Source organism: Flavobacterium sp., from assembly GCF_047602195.1.
In the GTDB taxonomy this organism is placed as follows: Bacteria; Bacteroidota; Bacteroidia; order Flavobacteriales; family Flavobacteriaceae; genus Flavobacterium.
On sequence record NZ_JASGHW010000004.1, the window covers coordinates 238,680 to 257,455 of the forward strand.

8 protein-coding genes are annotated in these 18,776 nt (G+C 50.7%); 5 read left to right on the forward strand and 3 right to left on the reverse strand.

Features of this window, described 5'->3' with window-relative positions:
* Positions 1-9 precede the first annotated feature (9 nt).
* From QM717_RS07475 to QM717_RS07485, 3 genes are all read right to left on the reverse strand, one after another.
* The gene (locus QM717_RS07475; protein ID WP_415036418.1) at positions 10-4,893 is read right to left on the reverse strand and encodes a putative Ig domain-containing protein; all 4,884 of its coding nucleotides are present in this window, start codon (positions 4,891-4,893) and stop codon (positions 10-12) included.
* 168 nt (positions 4,894-5,061) lie between these two features.
* Entirely contained in the window at positions 5,062-8,412 is a 3,351-nt protein-coding gene (locus tag QM717_RS07480; protein ID WP_415036420.1) for a CotH kinase family protein, read from the reverse strand.
* A 148-nt stretch (positions 8,413-8,560) separates the two neighbouring features.
* Positions 8,561-11,905: a CotH kinase family protein gene (locus tag QM717_RS07485; RefSeq protein ID WP_415036422.1), complete on the reverse strand. Its 3,345-nt coding sequence runs from the start codon at positions 11,903-11,905 to the stop codon at positions 8,561-8,563.
* 201 nt (positions 11,906-12,106) lie between these two features.
* On the opposite strand from QM717_RS07485, the gene QM717_RS07490 reads away from it, so the two are divergent.
* The 5 genes from QM717_RS07490 to QM717_RS07510 all read left to right on the forward strand — a co-directional run bounded on the left by QM717_RS07490 (position 12,107) and on the right by QM717_RS07510 (position 18,692).
* The gene (locus tag QM717_RS07490) at positions 12,107-13,168 is read left to right on the forward strand and encodes an NAD-dependent epimerase/dehydratase family protein (protein WP_415036424.1); all 1,062 of its coding nucleotides are present in this window, start codon (positions 12,107-12,109) and stop codon (positions 13,166-13,168) included.
* A gap of 1 nt (position 13,169) precedes the next feature.
* Positions 13,170-15,068 carry a hypothetical protein gene (locus QM717_RS07495; protein ID WP_415036426.1) on the forward strand — a complete coding sequence of 633 codons (1,899 nt, stop codon included), beginning with the start codon at positions 13,170-13,172 and terminating at the stop codon, positions 15,066-15,068.
* A gap of 137 nt (positions 15,069-15,205) precedes the next feature.
* A complete protein-coding gene (locus QM717_RS07500; RefSeq protein WP_415036428.1) occupies positions 15,206-16,897 on the forward strand; it encodes a hypothetical protein in 1,692 nt (563 codons plus the stop codon).
* The gene (locus tag QM717_RS07505) at positions 16,897-17,958 is read left to right on the forward strand and encodes an NAD-dependent epimerase/dehydratase family protein (protein ID WP_415036430.1); all 1,062 of its coding nucleotides are present in this window, start codon (positions 16,897-16,899) and stop codon (positions 17,956-17,958) included. The genes QM717_RS07500 and QM717_RS07505 overlap by 1 nt, the downstream gene beginning before the upstream one ends.
* Positions 17,958-18,692 (forward strand): glycosyltransferase family 2 protein, encoded by a 735-nt coding sequence (locus QM717_RS07510; protein WP_415036432.1) that lies wholly within the window; start codon positions 17,958-17,960, stop codon positions 18,690-18,692. Before QM717_RS07505 ends, QM717_RS07510 begins: the two co-directional genes overlap by 1 nt.
* Positions 18,693-18,776 lie beyond the last annotated feature (84 nt).

The window sequence follows — 18,776 nt, forward strand, 5'->3', positions numbered from 1 at the left end:
TCTTTCTTTTTATCGTTTGATGATCTTCTTGGTCTCGGTGCGGTTGTCCGAGGACAATTTCAGCAGGTACATCCCGTTGGGCAAATCACCCAAATCGATTCTCGATTCGTTGATTTTCGCCTGGCGGATCAGTTTGCCATCAATCGCGAACAAAGCATATTCCAATTGACTTTCTGAGGATTTTACATAAACCACATCCACAAAAGGGTTCGGGAAAATGGCAAATGCCGCAGCCGTATGCTCGGCCAATCCTAAACCTTGTTCCACCGTAATCAGGACATCAAAAGTAACACTGCCGCCTGAATTGGTTGCCGTCACGGTGTAAGTCGTCTCGGCCGTGAGTGTCGTAGGCGTTCCCGAAATAATTCCCGTAGCGGTGTCGAAAGCCAATCCATCCGGCAACGAAGGCGAAATACTGTAGATGATGTTGTTTCCAGTGATGGATGGTGTCAAATCGGAAATGGTCGAGCCGATGTTAAATACATTCGGTGAGTTGTAGCTCAATCCGCCCGGCGCGGCGTCATTCACGGTGATGACCACTGGGAACGATACGCTTCCGCCCGAATTTTCGGCGGTGATGTTGTAGGTCGTCAATACCGAAACAACCGTCGGTGTTCCAGAAATCACACCAGTCGTCGCATCCAGCGAAAGCCCCGCAGGCAAAGCCGGAACGACCGAATAGTTGACGACGTTTCCGGTCACGGTCGGCGTCAAATTGACAACAGAACTGTTGACGGTGAATACGTTCGGCGAGGTATAGCTCAATCCGCCCGGCGCAGCATCGTTGACGGTGATGATGACCGGGAACGACACGCTTCCGCCCGAATTTTCGGCGGTGATGTTGTAGGTCGTCAATACCGACACTGCGGTCGGTGTTCCAGAAATGACGCCGGTAGTCGCGTCCAGCGAAAGCCCTGCAGGCAAAGCCGGAACGACCGAATAGTTGGCGACGTTTCCGGTCACGGTCGGCGTGAGGTTGACCACCGAACTGTTGACGGTGAATACGTTCGGCGAGGTATAGCTCAATCCGCTTGGCGCGGCATCGTTGACGGTTATGATGACCGGGAACGACACGCTTCCGCCCGAATTTTCCGCGGTGATGTTGTAGGTCGTCAATACCGACACTGCGGTCGGTGTTCCAGAAATGACGCCGGTAGTCGCGTCCAGCGAAAGCCCCGCAGGCAAAGCCGGAACAGCCGAATAGTTGGCGACGTTTCCGGTCACGGTCGGTGTCAAATTGACCACCGAACTGTTGACGGTGAATACGTTCGGCGAGGTATAGCTCAATCCGCTTGGCGCGGCATCGTTGACGGTGATGATGACCGGGAACGACACGCTTCCGCCCGAATTTTCGGCGGTGATGTTGTAGGTAGCCAAAGCCAAAACAACCGTCGGTGTTCCAGAAATCACACCAGTCGTCGCATCCAGCGAAAGCCCCGCAGGCAAAGCCGGAACAACCGAATAGTTGGCGACGTTTCCGGTCACGGTCGGTGCGAGGTTGACCACCGAACTGTTGACGGTGAATACGTTCGGCGAGGTATAACTCAAAGCGGTAGGTGCGGCATCGTTGACGGTTATCACCACATCAAAACTGGCGCTGCCGCCCACATTGGTGGCCGTAACGGTATAAGCGGCTGTTGCAGCGACTGCCGTCGGCGTTCCCGAGATTACTCCGGTAGTTGTATTAAAATTCAATCCCGCAGGCAGTCCCGGGCTGATGCTGTAGCTGGTCACCGGAGCGGCCACTTCAGGAACCAAATTGGTGATCGCCGTTCCTACCGTGAATACATTCGGCGACGGATAAATCAACGACAATTTCACACCGTCGACCGCGATGTTGTTGAATGTGACGCGGTTTCCGCTCGAGGCCGTCATGTCCGGGCCGGTGAAACGCAAACGGATCTTAAAGTCAGGGTTGTTGTTGGCCGAAACAATCGACGTAAAATCGGTTTCGAACAATTGGAAACTGTTGGTGGCGAGTGGCAGTGAAGTCGCGGCCAATCCGGTCGTGATCCAGACCGGCGCACCCGAATTCACGGCGTAATCGATCGAAATGCCTGTGGCGGCATTTTCGTCCATTGCGGCGAACGAGAACTTGATGTTCTTGTAATCGACGGTTGAAATATTGAACACCATCGTGTTTTCGCGCCCGTTGTCTTGGAACGGCTGCGTGATCTGTAGCCCTTTCATATCGCCGGCCACGTAAGGCGCATTGTTGTTGGCCTCTGCGCGGTAGTTGATCGGGGTCGGTTTGTTGCGGCGTTCCATCGAGGCTTTTCTCCAGTTTGGATGGGTCGAATCGAACGGATAACCGGCAAAGGCCGAGCTGAAGGCGATGCTCGCATCGGTGGTCACTTCATACGAAGAATTGAGCGCAAGCAAAGGCGTATCGTTCGGGATTGTGCCGCTCATCCACCAGAAATAAATCGGCTCGCTTGTTTCTACGGCAAAACCTGACGGAACAAATACAGCAGTCACCGAAAAATCGGCCGCGGTCGTCATCGTGATTTCGGCATCGGTACTGGTCGAAGCGCCCGTCCAGTGGCTGAACACATAGCCTGGATTGGCGATTGCCTTGAGTTTTACTGGGATGTTCGAGAAATAAACCCCGGTCCATGGGTAAGGATTCGCGGTGATTCCGTCCGTGCCTTGTTTGATGTCGATCGTGTTGATCTTGACGTAACCGTGCGTGGCGTTCGAAACGTTGAGCGTCGCGTTGAGGTTGTTGGCAATACCGAACATCGTACGGATCTGGTTGCGCTGTGCAGCCGGTCTGTTGTTGGCGAAATTTTTCTCCTGGTTCAGGAAGTAATTCCAATCGCCCAAATCGGCAGGGCCGTTCCAACGTGGCATCTGCTCGGGCATCTCGGCGGCGATTTCATTCTTGAGTTCGTCTACGAGCGATACTACACGCGAAGGCAGGAAAGTAGTGTTCATCAAATCGGCGAAACGCGTGATGAAGTCGTGTTTGAAAGTCGCATTCTCGAGCAGTTTGCGCAATTGCAGGGTCGACCAGTCCGGATTTGGCCAATCGGTTCCACCCGCATGCGTCGCCACGGCGAGGTTGTTGTGGTTCGGGTTGCTGAAGGTAGCCGTCATGTCGTGTGCGGCCCAACGCCAACGGCCGTCGTTCCCGTAAGGCGCGCTTGGGTTAAACGCAGTGTTCCTTCTCCAGAATACGATGTTGTTGCCCGGCCAATCGGTGTTGTTGAGGTAGATGTTCGAGATGAAATAATCGGTAAAGCTTTCGGTATCCATCTGGGTCTGGAGGTAATTGTAGTTGGCCTCGGGAACCAGCGAATTGTTGGCGATGTAATCGGCCATGGCCAGGTAATGCGGGTTGTCGCCTTCCTCGACCTGGTAGCCGTCGTTTTCGAGCAATTCGATTTCATTCTCGGGAATGTCGAATGTGCGTTTGAAGAACTTGTCGTCGTATTTCTCGCGGATCGTCAGCATGCCCCAATATTCACCGTTGATGAACGTAACGGCGGGCTGGGAAGCTTCGGTGACCGTATGTAAATTTTCGAGTACTTCGGCACACAGCGCGTCCTTGATGAACGAATTGAAATAATCGCTGCCACCGTTTTTGGCCACGACCCTCGAGAAACTCGTGCTCTCGCGGTCGGCGAAGAATTTGTAATTCATCTTGTCGGCTCCGAATTCGGCACGCGAATAAAAATTGAGCGATTTATTTGGATAGATGCGCGAATAATTTCCTTGCACACGGATGCCGATGTCCTGGTTCAGCACTTCCTGCCCACCCACAAAATAATTCAAATTGGCGCGGCGTTCAAAGCCAGAACCTTTCTGGGTGTAGTTTCCAATCGGGTAATCCGGAACGTCATTCGGGTTGTCGGTGCGGTAATCGTCGAACAATTTACCGGCCACATAAATCCCGTCCTCATAATCGAACAGTTTGTCCTCGCTGATGCTCAGTGAAATGACCGGGATGCTGAAACGCGCAGTTCCGGCAGGCGAGATGAAGTAATTCTTGGTCACCACCGGACTCGGATCTGAACCCGGCTTGACGGCCTTCACGCGGACGACCGTCCCTTTGTAGACGTTGTAAGCCGGGAAATAATCGGGTGCGGCATCGTAAGTCGAGGAAATCCCGGTGAGCTTGTTGGGTTGCGCCGTACGATCGGTAATCAGGATCGGCGCGCTGTATTGCAACGTTTGGTAAGTATTGTCGAGGAACGTCCCGTAAGGATCGCCCGGCATTTCGGGATAGATTTTCTTGTATTGGTAGGTCGTACCGCCCAGGTTGTTCTCATCGGGCTCCGAACCGTCAAGCGTATACAAAATCGTGGCACCCGGCTCGGCCGAAAGCGTCAACGTGACATTCGAGGTGTAGAAACCTGAACCCACAGAAAAAACAGGAGCCGCAAGCACCGGATTCGAAACACCGCCTTGGTTGGCAGCGCCCGGTGTTGGCGTGGTCGTATTGACAAACGCACCGGTTCCGTCAGGGATGCGCGCCCAGGAGGTGTTTTGGGCAATCGTCGCTGGTGGAACTTGATCGGCCAGTGTGCCGCCGGGCATCGTCAGCGAGATGGTTTCGCCATCGGAACTGATTTTCCAGTTGGTGTGCAAAGGTTGCCCGACCACCGTGCGGTTCTTGTCTGAACAGAACACCAAAAGATGCTGTCCTGGATTGACGGTAACGGCTGGGAAAACCCATTTGAAAAGGTTGGCCGGATCATCGCTGAGCCCGTAGCCGGAAAGGTTTACGGCCGCTGGGCCGTTGTTGTAGAGTTCGACCCAATCTTGGTAACTTCCATCTTCGTCGGTGTTGATGGAACTGTTCGAAGTAACCAATTCATTGATGACGATGTTTTGTGCAGATAGGGAAAAGCTAAGTAGGGCAAATAGTAAAACTGTAATTTTTTTCATACAAAATATCTTATTTGCTGAAAGATAAAACATTAGCCCCGCGTCGATGAATTTTCATCGGTACAAAACCCCTTTTTTCGACGAACAACCTATTTTAACAATCGACGAAATGCATAAAAAAAGAGGTGAATTTTTTTCACCTCTTTTTAAAATAGCGTTATGCTTGTGTTATTTTTTGATGACCTTCTTGGTTTCGGTCGTGTTGCCCGAAGTCAATTGAAGCAGGTACATGCCGCTGTTCAGATCCGAAAGGTTCAACTCGGCCGTTTCGGTTTTTCCAGCCTTGACGAGTTTGCCGTCGATGCTGAAAACTTTGTAATCGGCTTTCTCGACACCCACGATGTGGATCAAGTCGCTGAACGGGTTCGGGTACACCGCGAACTGCGATTTGTGGTTTTCCTTCACACCAAGCGCTTCCTCGGTAGCAATCACCGAAATGTTGTTGAACGTGATGCGGTTTCCGGCCGAAACGGTCATGTCGCCGCTGCCGGTGAAACGCAACCTGATCTTGAAGTTGGCGTTGTTGTTGGCCGCCGTCACCGCAGTGAAATCGACGTTGAAATCCTGGTACGCCGCCGTCAAAGGCAATGAAGTGGCGGTCAATCCGGTAGTGATCCAAACGGGTGCCCCGGCGCTTACCGAATAATCCACTGCAATCGCCTCGGCATTGGTCAATTCATTTTTGGCTGCGAAACCAAATTGGATGTCCTTGTAACCCATCGTGGTGAAATTGAACACCATCGTGTTTTGCAACTCAGCGGTGTGCAACGGTTCGGTAATCTGCAAACCTTTCATGATGGCTGGCGCATACGGTACGTTGTTGTTGGCCTCCGGCATGTAGTTGACATCGGTTGGGCTGTTGCGTCTTTCCATCGAACCTTTTCTCCAGTTCGGATCGGCCGAAGTAAACGGATAACCAGCCAAAGAAGATTCGTAAGTAATCACCGCATCGATTCCCGGCACTTCGAAAGTCGAGTTGAGCGAGGTAAGCGGTGTATCGTTCGGGATGGCGCCGTCCATCAACCAGAAATAAACCGGCTCCGGCGTGTTCACGACCTGTGGTGTAAAGTGTGCCACGAGGCTGATTGCCGCAGCGGCAGTAACGGTGATTTCCGCATCGGTGCTGCTCGAAGCGCCGCTCCAGTGGCTGAAAACAAAACCAGGGTTGGCCACGGCTTTGACCTTCATCGGGATGTTGTGGAAATAGATTCCGGTCCAAGGATACGGATTGGCAGTGATGCCTGGCGTACCTTCCTTGATGTCAATCGTATTGATGTGGACGTATCCGGCGGCGGCATCCGAAACGTCGAGGGTGACGTTGACGTTCGATGCAATCGCGAATTTGTTTCGGATGTGGTTGCGTTGGAAGGCTGGTCTTTCTGCGATGAAACCTTCTTCCCATTCCTGCAACCATTCGAGGTCGTCCGGAACCAAAGTTTCCCAACGCTCCATGTGGTCAGGCATTTCGCCCGCAATCGCATTTTTGTAAGCGGTAAAGATACCGTTCACGCGGGAAGACAGGAACGAAGTGTTCATCAAATCGGCAAAACGGTTGATGAAATCCACCTTGAATGTCGGGTTGTCCAACAACTTGCGCAGGAACAAGGTAGACCAGGCCGGGTTAGGCCAGTCTGGGCCATTGGTCGCTGTTGCCGCGGCAAGTGCGTTGTGGCTGTAGGTATCATAAGCTACGCCGAAAGTATCGTCCATATCGTGGAAAGCCCATCTCCAACGGCCGTCGTGCCCGTAAGGCGCGCCCGGTGTGTAAGGCACTTGTTTTCTCCAGAACGTTTGGTTCGTACCTGGCCAGTCGCCGTTGTCAAAAAAGATGTTGGCAATGTAGTAATCCATGAAATTGTCGGTGTCCATACGGGTCTGGATGTACTGGTAGTTGGCATCCGAAACCAGGGTGTTGTTTTCCATGTAGTTCACCAGGTCGATGTAATCGGCGTTGTCGCCTTCTTCGATATTGGTTTCGTAAATCCCTTCGTCCTCGAGGATGTCCACGTCTTTGGTGCCAATGACACGCCCGAAATAATCATCGTCGAATTTCTCACGGATGTTCAAAATCCCGCGGTATTCGCCATTGATGAAAGCCACCGCCGGCTGATATGATTCGTGCTCCACGCGCAATTCGGCGCAAGTGGTCTGGTTGAGTTCGTCGCGGAACATGGTGCCGTAGAAATCACCGCCTCCGTTGCGCAGCATCAATCTAGAGAAACTGTCGTCGGTCAGGTCGCTGAAGAATTTGTAGCTCAGGCTGCCGTCACCGAGTTCGGCACGGGCATAGATGTTCATCGCCTTGCTTGGGAACGCACAACTGTTTCCACCGCGCGTACGGATGCCTACATCCTGGTTGACTTTCTCCTCGCCGTTTACGAAATAAGTGAAGTTACCCACTTTCTCGTTGGCCGCACCACGGCGGTAGAAGTTACCCACTTCTTCCCAAAGTGGCTCGGCCGTTGGGTTGGCCGCACGCCAGTCGTCAAAATCCTTACCGGCTACCTGGATGCCGTCTTCGTAATCAAAGAAACGGTCCTCGTTGATGCTGATCGAAATCACCGGAAGGTCGAAGCGCGCGCTTCCTTCAGGCGTCACAAAATAAGTTTGCGTCACGATCGGGCTTGACAAGGCACCGGCTTTAACCACAATGGCTCTTACGACAGTCCCTTTGAAAATAGGTGCGGTCGGGATGTAAGTTGGATCATGGCTGTATGTGGTTGAAATATTGGCGATTTTATTCGGCAATGGCGAACGGTCTACGATACTGATCGGTGTCGTATACTGCATCGATTGATAAGTCTGGTTGATCAACGGCCCTGTAGTTTGGCCAGGCGTTTCTTCGTAAACGTTCTTGTATTGATAGGTGGTTCCGCCCAGGTTGGCAGCGCTTGGCTCCGAACCGTCGAGCGTATAATAAATCGTCGCGCCCGGAATGGTAGTCGAAATCGTCAAATTGAATCCAGCCGTATAGAATCCGCCGGCCTGTGAAAAAGCCGGCTTGGGCAGGATTTCCGAAAAAGCCGGAGTCGTATTGGCTGCACCCGGGGTTGGGGTTGGGAAAAACATAAAGCTTCCGGTTCCGTTGGGTGAACGGCCATAAGACATGTTCTGCATGATCACGGTGGCCGGGACGTTGTCTACGGTCACCGATGTCGGGCTGGTCAAAACGATGTTTTCGCCGCTCGAACTGATTTTCCAGTTGGTGTGCAAAGGCTGGCCGACCACGGTACGGTTTTTATCCGAACAGAAAATCAACAAATGGTCGCCGGTGTTCATGACCACAGCCGGGAAAATCCATTTGAATGGAACAGCCGGATCGTCGGTCAGTCCATAGCCGGACAGGTTCACCGAAGCACCGCCATTGTACAATTCCACCCAGTCCTGGTAGGTACCGTCCTCGTCGGTATTGATTGTAGTATTTGAGGTTACTACTTCATTGATCACCAGGTTCTGCGCCGTGGCAGACACGGTAAACAAGCCCAGTAATGCAATCAAATAAAGGGTAATTTTTTTCATAACTTTCACTAAAGCGTTGATTAATAAGGCGCGAAGTTATGTAAAGGTTAAGCAAACGATATTTTTTATCGATACAATACCTATTTTATCTATCAAATGCAGATTTTATGAAATCAGGGTGTTTTGAAATGGTTCAGATGCTCAACCGTTATTTCTTGACGAGTTTTTTGGTTTGGGTTTTGCCGTCGGCCGAAACCTGGAACAAATAAACGCCCGACGACAATCCCGACAGGTTGATTTCAGTGGACAATTCCCCGTTTTTGACCATTCGGCCATCGATGGTAAATACGCGGTAGGTCGCTTTCTGCAAACCATGCTTGACTTGTACGACATCCGAAAACGGATTCGGGTAAAGGCCAAACCCCATCGTCTGTTGTTGTTCGGGCCTACCCAAAAATACCGGCGAACCGATCAGGCTCACATTGTTAAAGTAGACACGGCCGCCGTTGATCAGGGTCATGTCGGGACCGGTGAAGCGGATGCGTACCTTAAAATCAGGGTTGTTGTTGATGGCCAAAATGGTCGTCATGTCGGCGGTGTACAAGGTGTAATCGTTTTGAAGCGGCAAGGCTGCAAAAGGCAATCCCGTACGGATCCAATGATCGCCGTCGTGGGCCACCGAATAATCCAGGACGATCGCATCGGCAGCATTGTAATTCTTGGCGGCAAATGAAACAATGATATTCTGGTAGCCCGTCGTGGGCAAATGAAAGGTCAACGTATTGTCGCCGGCATCCGAATGGAACGGCTGGGTAATCATGATTCCGCGGATACCCGCATTGGCATATTCAATCCCGTAATTGGCTTCGGGAATGTAATTGACCGCGGTTGGGCTGTCGATTTTGGTCAGTGCGGCTTTGCCCCAGTTCGGATGGCCGATCTCGAAAGGATAACCGTCCAGGCAGGAGGTGTACTGCAATGTTGCCTCGCTGCCCTGCTCAAAACTGGCGTCGATTGAGGAAAGCAATGACAGGTTGGGCAAGCTCGAATCGAGTGCCCAAAAATAAACCGGAACCCGGTCGGTGATCGGAGCCGTCGAAGTAAAATGAGCCACCAATGTGGCGGCCTGCTGTGGCGTTACCGTGATTTCGGCCTCGAAACTCTCTACGTCGCCGCTCCAATAACTGAAGGCATAACCGTCGTTCGGGATCGCCCGAAGCGTCACGCGTACATCCTTGAAGTAAATCCCGGTCCACGGATAAGGGGTTGGAGAAACACCAGGCGTGGTGGGCAGGATCTCAATCGTATTGATTTTGATGTAACCGCCCGCTGCGTCATTGACGTCGAGTGTCAGCGCCACATTTTCGGCAATCCCAAATTTTTCGCGGATGTGGTCGCGCTGGTATTGCGGTCTCTGGTTGGCGAATTCGGTCATGACCGCCACATTGTCATTCCATTGCGCCAACGAATTGATGCTTTGCCAACGTTGGCCGTGTGCTTCGATTTCACCCGCAATGACCTGGGCCATCGCTGTAATCATACCATTGAGCCTGTCCGGCTGGAAGGTGGTATTGATCATGTCGGCAAAACGGTTGATGAAATTGGTCTTGAACGTATTGTTTTCGAGCAATTTGCGGAACAGGAAAGTGGACCATTCCGGATTGGTGATCGGGTCGCCGCCGACCGAAGTGGCAAATGACAGCGTATTGTGGAGGAAGGCGTTTGGCGCATCGGAATTGCCAAAACCAAAATCGGTGTCCTTGAGCACCCAGCGCCAGCGGCCATCTTGACCATACGGCGCCTCCGACTCGAATGCCGCATTGTGTTTGCGCCAGAATTCGACATTGTTGTGCGGCCAGTCGAGGTTGCTGGCGTAAATGTTTGTGATGAAAAAATCGGTAAAATTGTCGGGATCGAGCTGGGTTTTGATGTAGTCGTAATGGGCATCCTCCGAAAGATCATGCGACTGCAGGTAGTTGATCATGGACAGGTAATGCGCATTGTCGCCTTCCTGAATCAAAGTGCCATCGTATTCGAGGAAATCGAGCTGGTCGGTTTCTATCCCGTAGACCCGCTTGAAGTAATGTTTGTCGTACCGTTCGCAAAAATTGAGCATGCCCCAGTATTCCCCGTTAAGGTAGACCACGGCCGGTTCATAACCCTGGGTAGCCAAGTTCATGTGTGCCACCGACCGCTGGATAAAGGCATCCCTGAAATAAGTCTTGTTGACGTCGTTGCCCGAATTGCGCAGTACCAGGGTTTTGTAGCTGTTGTAGTTCAGTTGTGTAAAAAATGGGTATTCAAGTCCGCCGGCACCGAATTCGGAACGGGCATAAATCCGCAACGATTTGTTGGGAAAATATCTTGAAAAACCGCCATTGATGCGGACACCGACGTCCTGGTTCAATACTTCTTGGCTGTCCTTGAAAAAACTCAGGTTGGCCTTGGCTTCGGTGCTGTCGCCCGAGCGGTTGTAGTTGTTGGTGGAGACCACCGTGGAGCCTTCTGGATTGGCGGTACGCCAGTCGTCAAAATCTTTGCCGGCCACATGGATGCCGTTCTCGTAGTCGAAAAACAAATCCTCATCGAGATTGATGCTGACCACCGGAAGCGTATGCGTGGAATTGGAAAAAAAATAATTCTGCGTCACGGTCATACTCGGGCTGTAACCCGGCCTGACTGCACGTGCCCGGACCACAGTGGCTTTTTTCACGGCCGCCGTAGGCAAATAATACGGATTGAAAAAAGTCGTGGAAATCGCAGAGACCTTATTGGGCAATGCCGAACGGTCTTCGATGACAAGCGGATCAGCATAGGTTTGGGTCGTATAGCTTGCGGTCAACAATTCGCCAAAAGGGTCGCCCGGAAATTCGGGATACTGGTTCTTGTATTGGTACGTCTTTCCGCCAAGGTTTTCGGAATCGGGTTCTGAACCGTCCAGCGTGTAAAGAATCGTTGCTTCGGGGTCGGGGTGCGAAAGGGTCAGGTTGAAACTCTCGTTGAAAAATCCCGAAGCCATGGAAAACACAGGTGGCGACAATGTCTCGCCCGGAGACTGGACCGAATTGGGTGCGCCCGGCGTGGGCTGTTGGAAAATCGTAAAATCGGGGCCGCCGCTTACCGTCCGGCCATAGGAAACATCCGATCCCAAAACCACGGGCGGAAATTCATCCACCATCACACCCGAGGCATTGGTGAGCCGTATGGTTTCGCCGTCGTTGCTGATTTTCCAGTTGGTGTGCAAAGGCGCAGCGGGGTTGGTGCGGTTCTTATCCGAACACCAGACCAAAAGATGCTCGCCGGGAGCCATCGTGTAATCGGGGAAAATCCATTTGAAGGGTTGCGACGGATTGTCGGTCAAGCCATATCCATTGAGCGAAATGGCCTCCGGTGTTCCGTTGAAAAGTTCGAGCCAATCCTGATGATCGCCGTCTTCGTCTGTATTGGCATTGTTGTTCGAGGCCAGTATCTCATTGATGACTAGGTTCTGGCTTTGTACAACAAACGATAAAAAAAAGAAGGGCATTGCATAAAGGAGTTGTGTTTTTCTCATTGGTTCGCTTTTAAAAAACGGATAAAGTTACAAAATTCTATTTTGACCGGCCCAAAGAATGACAAACGGTGCTCTACCGCTGCTAAATGCAACACCGGGTACAAAAACTGCTCGAAAGATTCGGGCTCTTTTTTGTAATGCCGCAAAAATGCGATAGCTTTACACGCGATTCGATACATTACGTCATTTAAAAATATTATTTTGAAAATTGTTATTACCGGAGGGGCCGGTTTTGTTGGCTCATCGCTTTGTCTGCAACTCAAGGAAAAATATCCGCACTATACGATCACGGCTTTCGATAACTTGAAAAGACGCGGATCGGAACTCAACCTCGCCGATTTCCAGCAAAAAGGAATTCCGTTCATCCACGGCGACATCCGAAACCAGGAGGACATGGCGAGCATTGGCGAATTCGATGTACTCGTCGAGGCGTCGGCTGAACCGTCGGTGATGGCCGGACTCGATTCGGACCCGACTTATGTGATCAACAACAACCTCTACGGGTCGATCAATTGCTTCAACGCCTGTCTCAAGCACAAGGCCAAATTGATTTTCCTTTCCACGAGCCGTGTCTACCCGATCGAAACCATCGAAAAGGCGGCATTTACCGAGGAAGCCACGCGTTTTAATTTCACCGACAACCAATCGGTGGCGGGGATTTCCAAAAAAGGGATTTCCGAAGATTTGCGTCTGGATGGCGCGCGTTCGTTTTACGGTACGACCAAATTGTCGTCGGAATTGTTCATCCAGGAATATGCCGAATTTTATGGTTTGCAGGCGGCCGTCACCCGTTTTGGCGTGATTGCAGGTCCAAGACAGATGGGCAAAACCGATCAGGGCGTCGTGACCTTGTGGATGGCCAAACACTATTGGAACCAATCGCTCAAGTACATCGGTTATGGCGGGACGGGCAAACAGGTGCGCGACATTTTGCATGTGGACGACCTGGTCGAATTGATCGACCTGCAGATCCACCAGATCGAAAAATTCACCGGAAAGATATTCAATGCCGGCGGCGGACTCGCAAACAGCGCATCGTTGCAGGAAATGACGGCAATTTGTGAAAAAATATCGGGCCACAAGATTTCAATCGGATCGGAAACCGAAACACGGCCGGCCGACCTTCGGCTGTTCGTCACCGACAATTCGGCCATAGAAGCCGCCACGGGCTGGAAACCGAAGCGTTCGGTGGAAACCGTTTTCACCGACATCTACCATTGGATCAAGGCCAACGAAACCCAATTGGAAAAAATCCTCAAATAGCATGTGGGCAGCACTGTGCCAAATGAACCTCCGGAAGGCTTCCGTTATGGGGACAATCCTGTCGGTTTTGGTGGCGTACCTGCTTTTTCCAAACTATTTCGAACTCGTCATCGACCCGGTCGTTTACCAGAAAAATCCCTGGCAAACCCTAGACCTGTCTTGGTCGCTGGCGCTCAATTATGCCGACCTTCAAGGACTCGAATGGGGGCGGGATTTCATCTTTACTTACGGACCGCTCGGGAATTATTGCACCCGCATTGGCTGGGGGCAGGGAAGGTTTTGGTTCGTGGCGCTCGACCTGTTTACGGCGCTCAATTATTTTTGGTTGGTATACGGTTCTTTTCGGGACAGCCAAAATAAGCTCCAGACGGCATTGGTTATTGGGACAACGGCGATCATCATTCCTTTTTGGGTGGGCGCCCCGCAATCGATGGTGTATTTGTTTTTTCTGGTGTTTTGGATCTGCAGGAGTCTTGACCGTCCGTTGCCACAGTATTATTGGTTCCAGATCGGGCTGATCAGCCTGGTTTTTTTCATCAAGTTCAATACGGGACTTTTGGTGTTCGTACTGTATTTTATGGGTTTGCTTTACAATGTGGTCTCGCGTCAAATAAATGGGCGGTTGGCCTTGGCCTATGCGGCTTTGCCGTTGGTGTTGATTGCCGTTGGCGCCCGACTCCTGAACGTGGCGCTGGTTCCTTACATCACAAGCGGGATCGAACTCGTATCGGGCTACAATGCCATCATGTACTTTGATACTATTTTGCCGCGTTTATCGTATTATGCCGGAGCGATGGCGCTGCTGCTTGTTGCCGTCCTCGGATTTTGTTTGGGGACGAAAAGGCAACCCTTGGCCAAAATTCCCGTGCTGGCATTGCTGTTTTTGATTCCGTTGTTTGTATTGTACAAACAGGCTTTCGTCAGGGCCGATGCGGGACACCTGGTCGATTTTTTTTACTTCACGCCGCTGCTGGTTTTGTGTTTTGCCGATTTGCATTCCGGGAAAAGCTACTGGACGTTGCCGTTGTTGGCCGCCGCCTTGTGGATTCCGTTCCAGGTCATCCTTTTTGAAATGAAATATCCGCTGGGTTTTGCCCAGAAGTTGGACAAAAGCCAGTATTGGAGCCAACTCGTGGCCCATCAACCGGATTCGGGCTTTCGGACCAATGAGGCAAACTTGAAATTGCCGCCACACATCATCCAAACCATCGGCACCAAAACCATCGACGTTTATCCGTGGGACATCCGGCTGCTGTTCGACAACGGGCTTCACTATCTGCCAAGGCCCATCTGCCAATCCTATACGGCCTACACGCCTTACCTCGAGCAACGCAATTTTGACCATTACAACGGCCCCAAGGCGCCAGAATATGTGCTCTACGAATACCTCTCGACCGACAACCGCTATGCGCTGTTCGATGAGGCCAAGGTCAACCTGGCACTTTCCAGGAATTATCTGCTGGAAACCGCTTTCGAATTCGACGGGCGGAAATTTTTACTGCTGCACAAGAAAAAGGATTTCAAGCCGTTGTATCTCGAACCATCGGGGGTTTATGAAATGAATCTTTCTGGGCGGCTCGTGCCGGAGAAAGACCGATACTACGAAATCGGGCTGTCGCATTCGCTGGCGGGACTATTGGTTTCGGCGGCCGACCACGCGCCCGAACTGCAACTCGAAATAAAAGTCCGGGACGAACCGGCAAGAGGGTACCGCACGTCCTTGCCTTTGCTGCAGGCTGGGGTTTTTTCGGATTCGTTTGTCAACGACACAACCGAAGCGGCTTTATTTTTGGGCCAGTCCGAAGGCAACAGGAAAGTGGATTATTATGCCTTTAAGCCCGTGCAGGCCAATAGGTTCTGCGATAAAATCAAGGTGAAAGTTTACCGGATCCGGCAGTAGTTGCGGCAAAATGTTAAAATAAAAGACACGGTAAACAAAAATCGAAAAAGTCATAAAAATGCAATAGCTTTACACGCGATTCAAAAAAGGCCCGGTGGTGAACAAAAAATCGGGAGATGAATACCCAAACCAACACTATGAAAGTAAATATTTCGAAGGTTTCGCTTCTTGACTGTGTTTCAATTGCGGTCATACTTGCCCTGATTTCGTATTTTTATTTCCAATTCTTTACTTACACGGCCAATATCCCGGTCAACGACGACTACAAGGCGATATTGGAATTCATCAACAAGTTCAAGGGCGCCGAATCATTTGCGGAAAAGATCAAGCTCATGCTGGCCCAGCACAACGAGCACCGCATTTTTTATGACCGCCTCTGGACCTTGGTCAGCTACAAGATTTACGGAACGGTCAATTTCAATTTCCTGGCGTTGATCGGGAATTTGAGCTACCTGGTATTTTTTGTATTGTTGTCGCTGCCCGTTTGGCGCAAAGGATTCGTTTACCTGATTCCGATTGCCGTACTGATTTTCAACTTTTCGTTCCACGAAAACATTACTTTCCCGATGGCGACGCTTTCCAACAACACCGGACTGCTGTTCATCGTCGCGAGCATTTATTTTGCCACCAAGGAAGGCAAATCGCAATATTGGAGCCTGCTGTTTTATGTATTGTCGGTGCTTACCGTAGGATCGGGGATGTTCCTGACCGTTTTGCTGCCGCTTGTTTTCCTGTACAAGAAGCAGAAAAAAATGGCCCTGGTTTTTGTGGCCCTGGCTGTGGTGACCTTGGCGCTTTATTTCATGGGTTACCAGAAACCGCCGCAAACGCCCGATATTTTTGAGACGCTCGTGGCATTTAAAGTCAAGGCCGTTTTGTTTTTCTTTTGTTTTGTGGGAAATATTTCGAGTTTCTACCTCATTTTCACCAACGACATCAACGATTCGGTGGTGCTTTCGGCCATGTTGGGTGTGCTTGTGCTCGTGTTTTACGGCTATCTGGTCTGGAAACAATACTACAAACAGAACTTGTTTGTTTTTGCGACCTTGACGTTTATGCTGATTGCCGCCGGTTTGACCAGCATCACGCGTACACCGTTCGGGATCGAAACGGCGATTGCTTCGCGCTACCGTTTGTACAGCGCCATCATCATCATCTGCTGCTATTGTTATGCGGTAGAACACGCCCGCATCAAAAACAGTTTGCAGTATGGCCTGATTGGTGTAATTTCGCTGTTTTATTTTGTCAACGTGAGCTACGCACAATTGGAATACCTCGATTACAGACAAAGTTTGAATTACATCGGCGCCATCAATTACCAGTCGGGCAACCACAAATTGCTCAACGGCTTTGAACAGGACGCCTACAAGGTCATATTGGAAGAATCGAAGAATTACCAGACCTACGAACTTCCCAAAGAAGAAATCGATCACTATTTCCCCGTGTCGAAACAGGCAGCCGCGCTCAACCAAGCCAACAACACCGACAAGTGGTTTACCCAAGGGGTCGAGCAAATCTACGAACTCAAGGACAGCTTTATCATTACAGGGAAAGGCTTTTTGGACGGCGAACCGACTGCTGGCCAAAAGATTTACCTCGAACTCGAAAACGGCGCGACCAAGAACACCATGACTTTTGAAACCATTCCCGTCAAACGATACGACATGAATCCGTACTTCAAGAAAAACAACCTCGATTATGGCGGGTTCAGTTGCAGGATTCCGAAGTCGTTGCTCGACGGACAGGAATATACGATTAAACTGTCGATTGTTAACGACAAGCTATTTAAAAAAGAAATTACGGACAAGAAGATTAAAAAAACATATTAATGAAAATTTGTATCATCACAGGATCCTCAGGATTGATTGGCAGTGAATCAGTAACATTTTTTGCAGATAAATTCGACAAGGTTGTCGGGATCGACAACAACATGCGCCAGGCTTTTTTTGGGGCCGATGCCTCGACCGAATGGAACACCAAGAAATTGGTCGAAACCATCCCGAACTTCGAACACCACCATGCCGATATCCGCAACGAACAGGAAATCGACAGCATCTTTGCGATGTACGGAAACGACATCAAACTCATCGTCCACACGGCGGCGCAACCGAGCCACGACTGGGCGGCTTCGGCACCGTTTACCGATTTTACGGTCAACGCCAACGGGACGCTCAACATGCTGGAAGCCACGCGCAAGCACTGTCCGCAGGCGGTTTTCATTTTCACCTCGACCAATAAGGTATACGGCGATACGCCCAATTATTTGCCGCTGATCGAACTCGACAAACGTTGGGAAATCGACGAATCGCATCCGTACTACAAGAACGGCATCGACGAACTCATGAGCATCGACCAGACCAAGCACTCGCTCTTTGGCGCTTCTAAGGTGGCGGCCGATGTCCTGGTACAGGAGTACGGCAAATATTTCGGCATGAACACTGGGATTTTCCGCGGGGGTTGCCTGACCGGCCCGAACCATTCGGGGACCAAGCTGCACGGCTTCCTGTCTTATTTGATGAAATGCGCGATCACGGGCGACAAGTACACTGTTTTTGGTTACCACGGCAAACAGGTGCGCGACAACATCCACAGTTGGGATTTGGTCAACATGTTCTGGCATTTTTACCAGAATCCGCGTCAGGGTGAAGTCTACAATGCAGGCGGCGGCCGTTTCTCGAACTGCTCGATGGCCGAGGCGATCGAAATGTGCCAGCAGATCACAGGCAAACCGATGAATTACGAATACACCGAAGCCAACCGCATCGGCGATCACATCTGGTGGATCAGTGACGTGTCGAAATTCCAGTCGCACTATCCGGATTGGACCTGGAAATACAACATCAACGATATTTTGAGCCAAATATATTCGGCGACCATTAACAAGCACTAATGAAACTCAGCATTGTAATCCCGGCCTATAACGAGGAAGAATCGATTGTGGAGACCATCGACCAGATCGAGGAAGCGTTTTCCAAGGTCAGCATCGACCATGAGATTTTTATCGTCAACGACAATTCAAAGGACGGCACCCTGCAGGTTTTGGAGCAACTCGCGGCCAAGTACCCGGCGGTCAAATACGAAACCAACCTCGGCCCGAACGGTTTTGGCTACGCCGTACGCTACGGACTCGAACGTTTCTCGGGCGATTGCGTGGCGGTCATGATGGCCGATTTATCGGATTCGCCCTATGACTTGATCCGCTATTACACGACAATGGTGGAAGGGAATTACGATTGCGTTTTCGGAAGCCGCTTTATCAAAGGCGGTAAGGTAATCGATTATCCGTTTGTCAAGAAAATCATCAACCGCATCGCCAATTTCATCATCAAGCAGACGATGCGCATCAAGTACAACGATACGACCAACGCATTCAAATTGTACAAGCGCGAGGTCATCGACGGGGTAAAGCCTATTTTGTCGCCCCATTTTAACCTGACGATCGAGTTGCCGCTCAAGGCCATCATCCGCGGATACAGCTATACGGTGGTGCCCAATTCGTGGACCAACCGAAAGTATGGTGTTTCCAAGCTCAAGATCAAGGAAATGGGAAGCCGTTATTTCTTTATTTTGGTCTATTGCTTTGTAGAGAAATATTTTTCAAGGGGGGATTTCAATAAAAAATAAACTGTTCAAACACGCCAATAATTGGAAAATTACTAGGGCAACTTCGTCGCAAGACTTAAAAAACCAAGAAAAAAAGTTTTATAC

Excerpts from the sequence above, each read along its gene's own strand:
- QM717_RS07480 (WP_415036420.1), bottom strand. The coding sequence starts at position 8,412 with ATGAAAAAAATTACCCTTTATTTGATTGCATTACTGGGCTTGTTTACC.
- QM717_RS07475 (WP_415036418.1), bottom strand. The coding sequence starts at position 4,893 with ATGAAAAAAATTACAGTTTTACTATTTGCCCTACTTAGCTTTTCCCTA.
- QM717_RS07500 (WP_415036428.1), top strand. The coding sequence starts at position 15,206 with ATGAAAGTAAATATTTCGAAGGTTTCGCTTCTTGACTGTGTTTCAATT.
- QM717_RS07495 (WP_415036426.1), top strand. The coding sequence starts at position 13,170 with ATGTGGGCAGCACTGTGCCAAATGAACCTCCGGAAGGCTTCCGTTATG.
- QM717_RS07510 (WP_415036432.1), top strand. The coding sequence starts at position 17,958 with ATGAAACTCAGCATTGTAATCCCGGCCTATAACGAGGAAGAATCGATT.
- QM717_RS07505 (WP_415036430.1), top strand. The coding sequence starts at position 16,897 with ATGAAAATTTGTATCATCACAGGATCCTCAGGATTGATTGGCAGTGAA.
- QM717_RS07485 (WP_415036422.1), bottom strand. The coding sequence starts at position 11,905 with ATGAGAAAAACACAACTCCTTTATGCAATGCCCTTCTTTTTTTTATCG.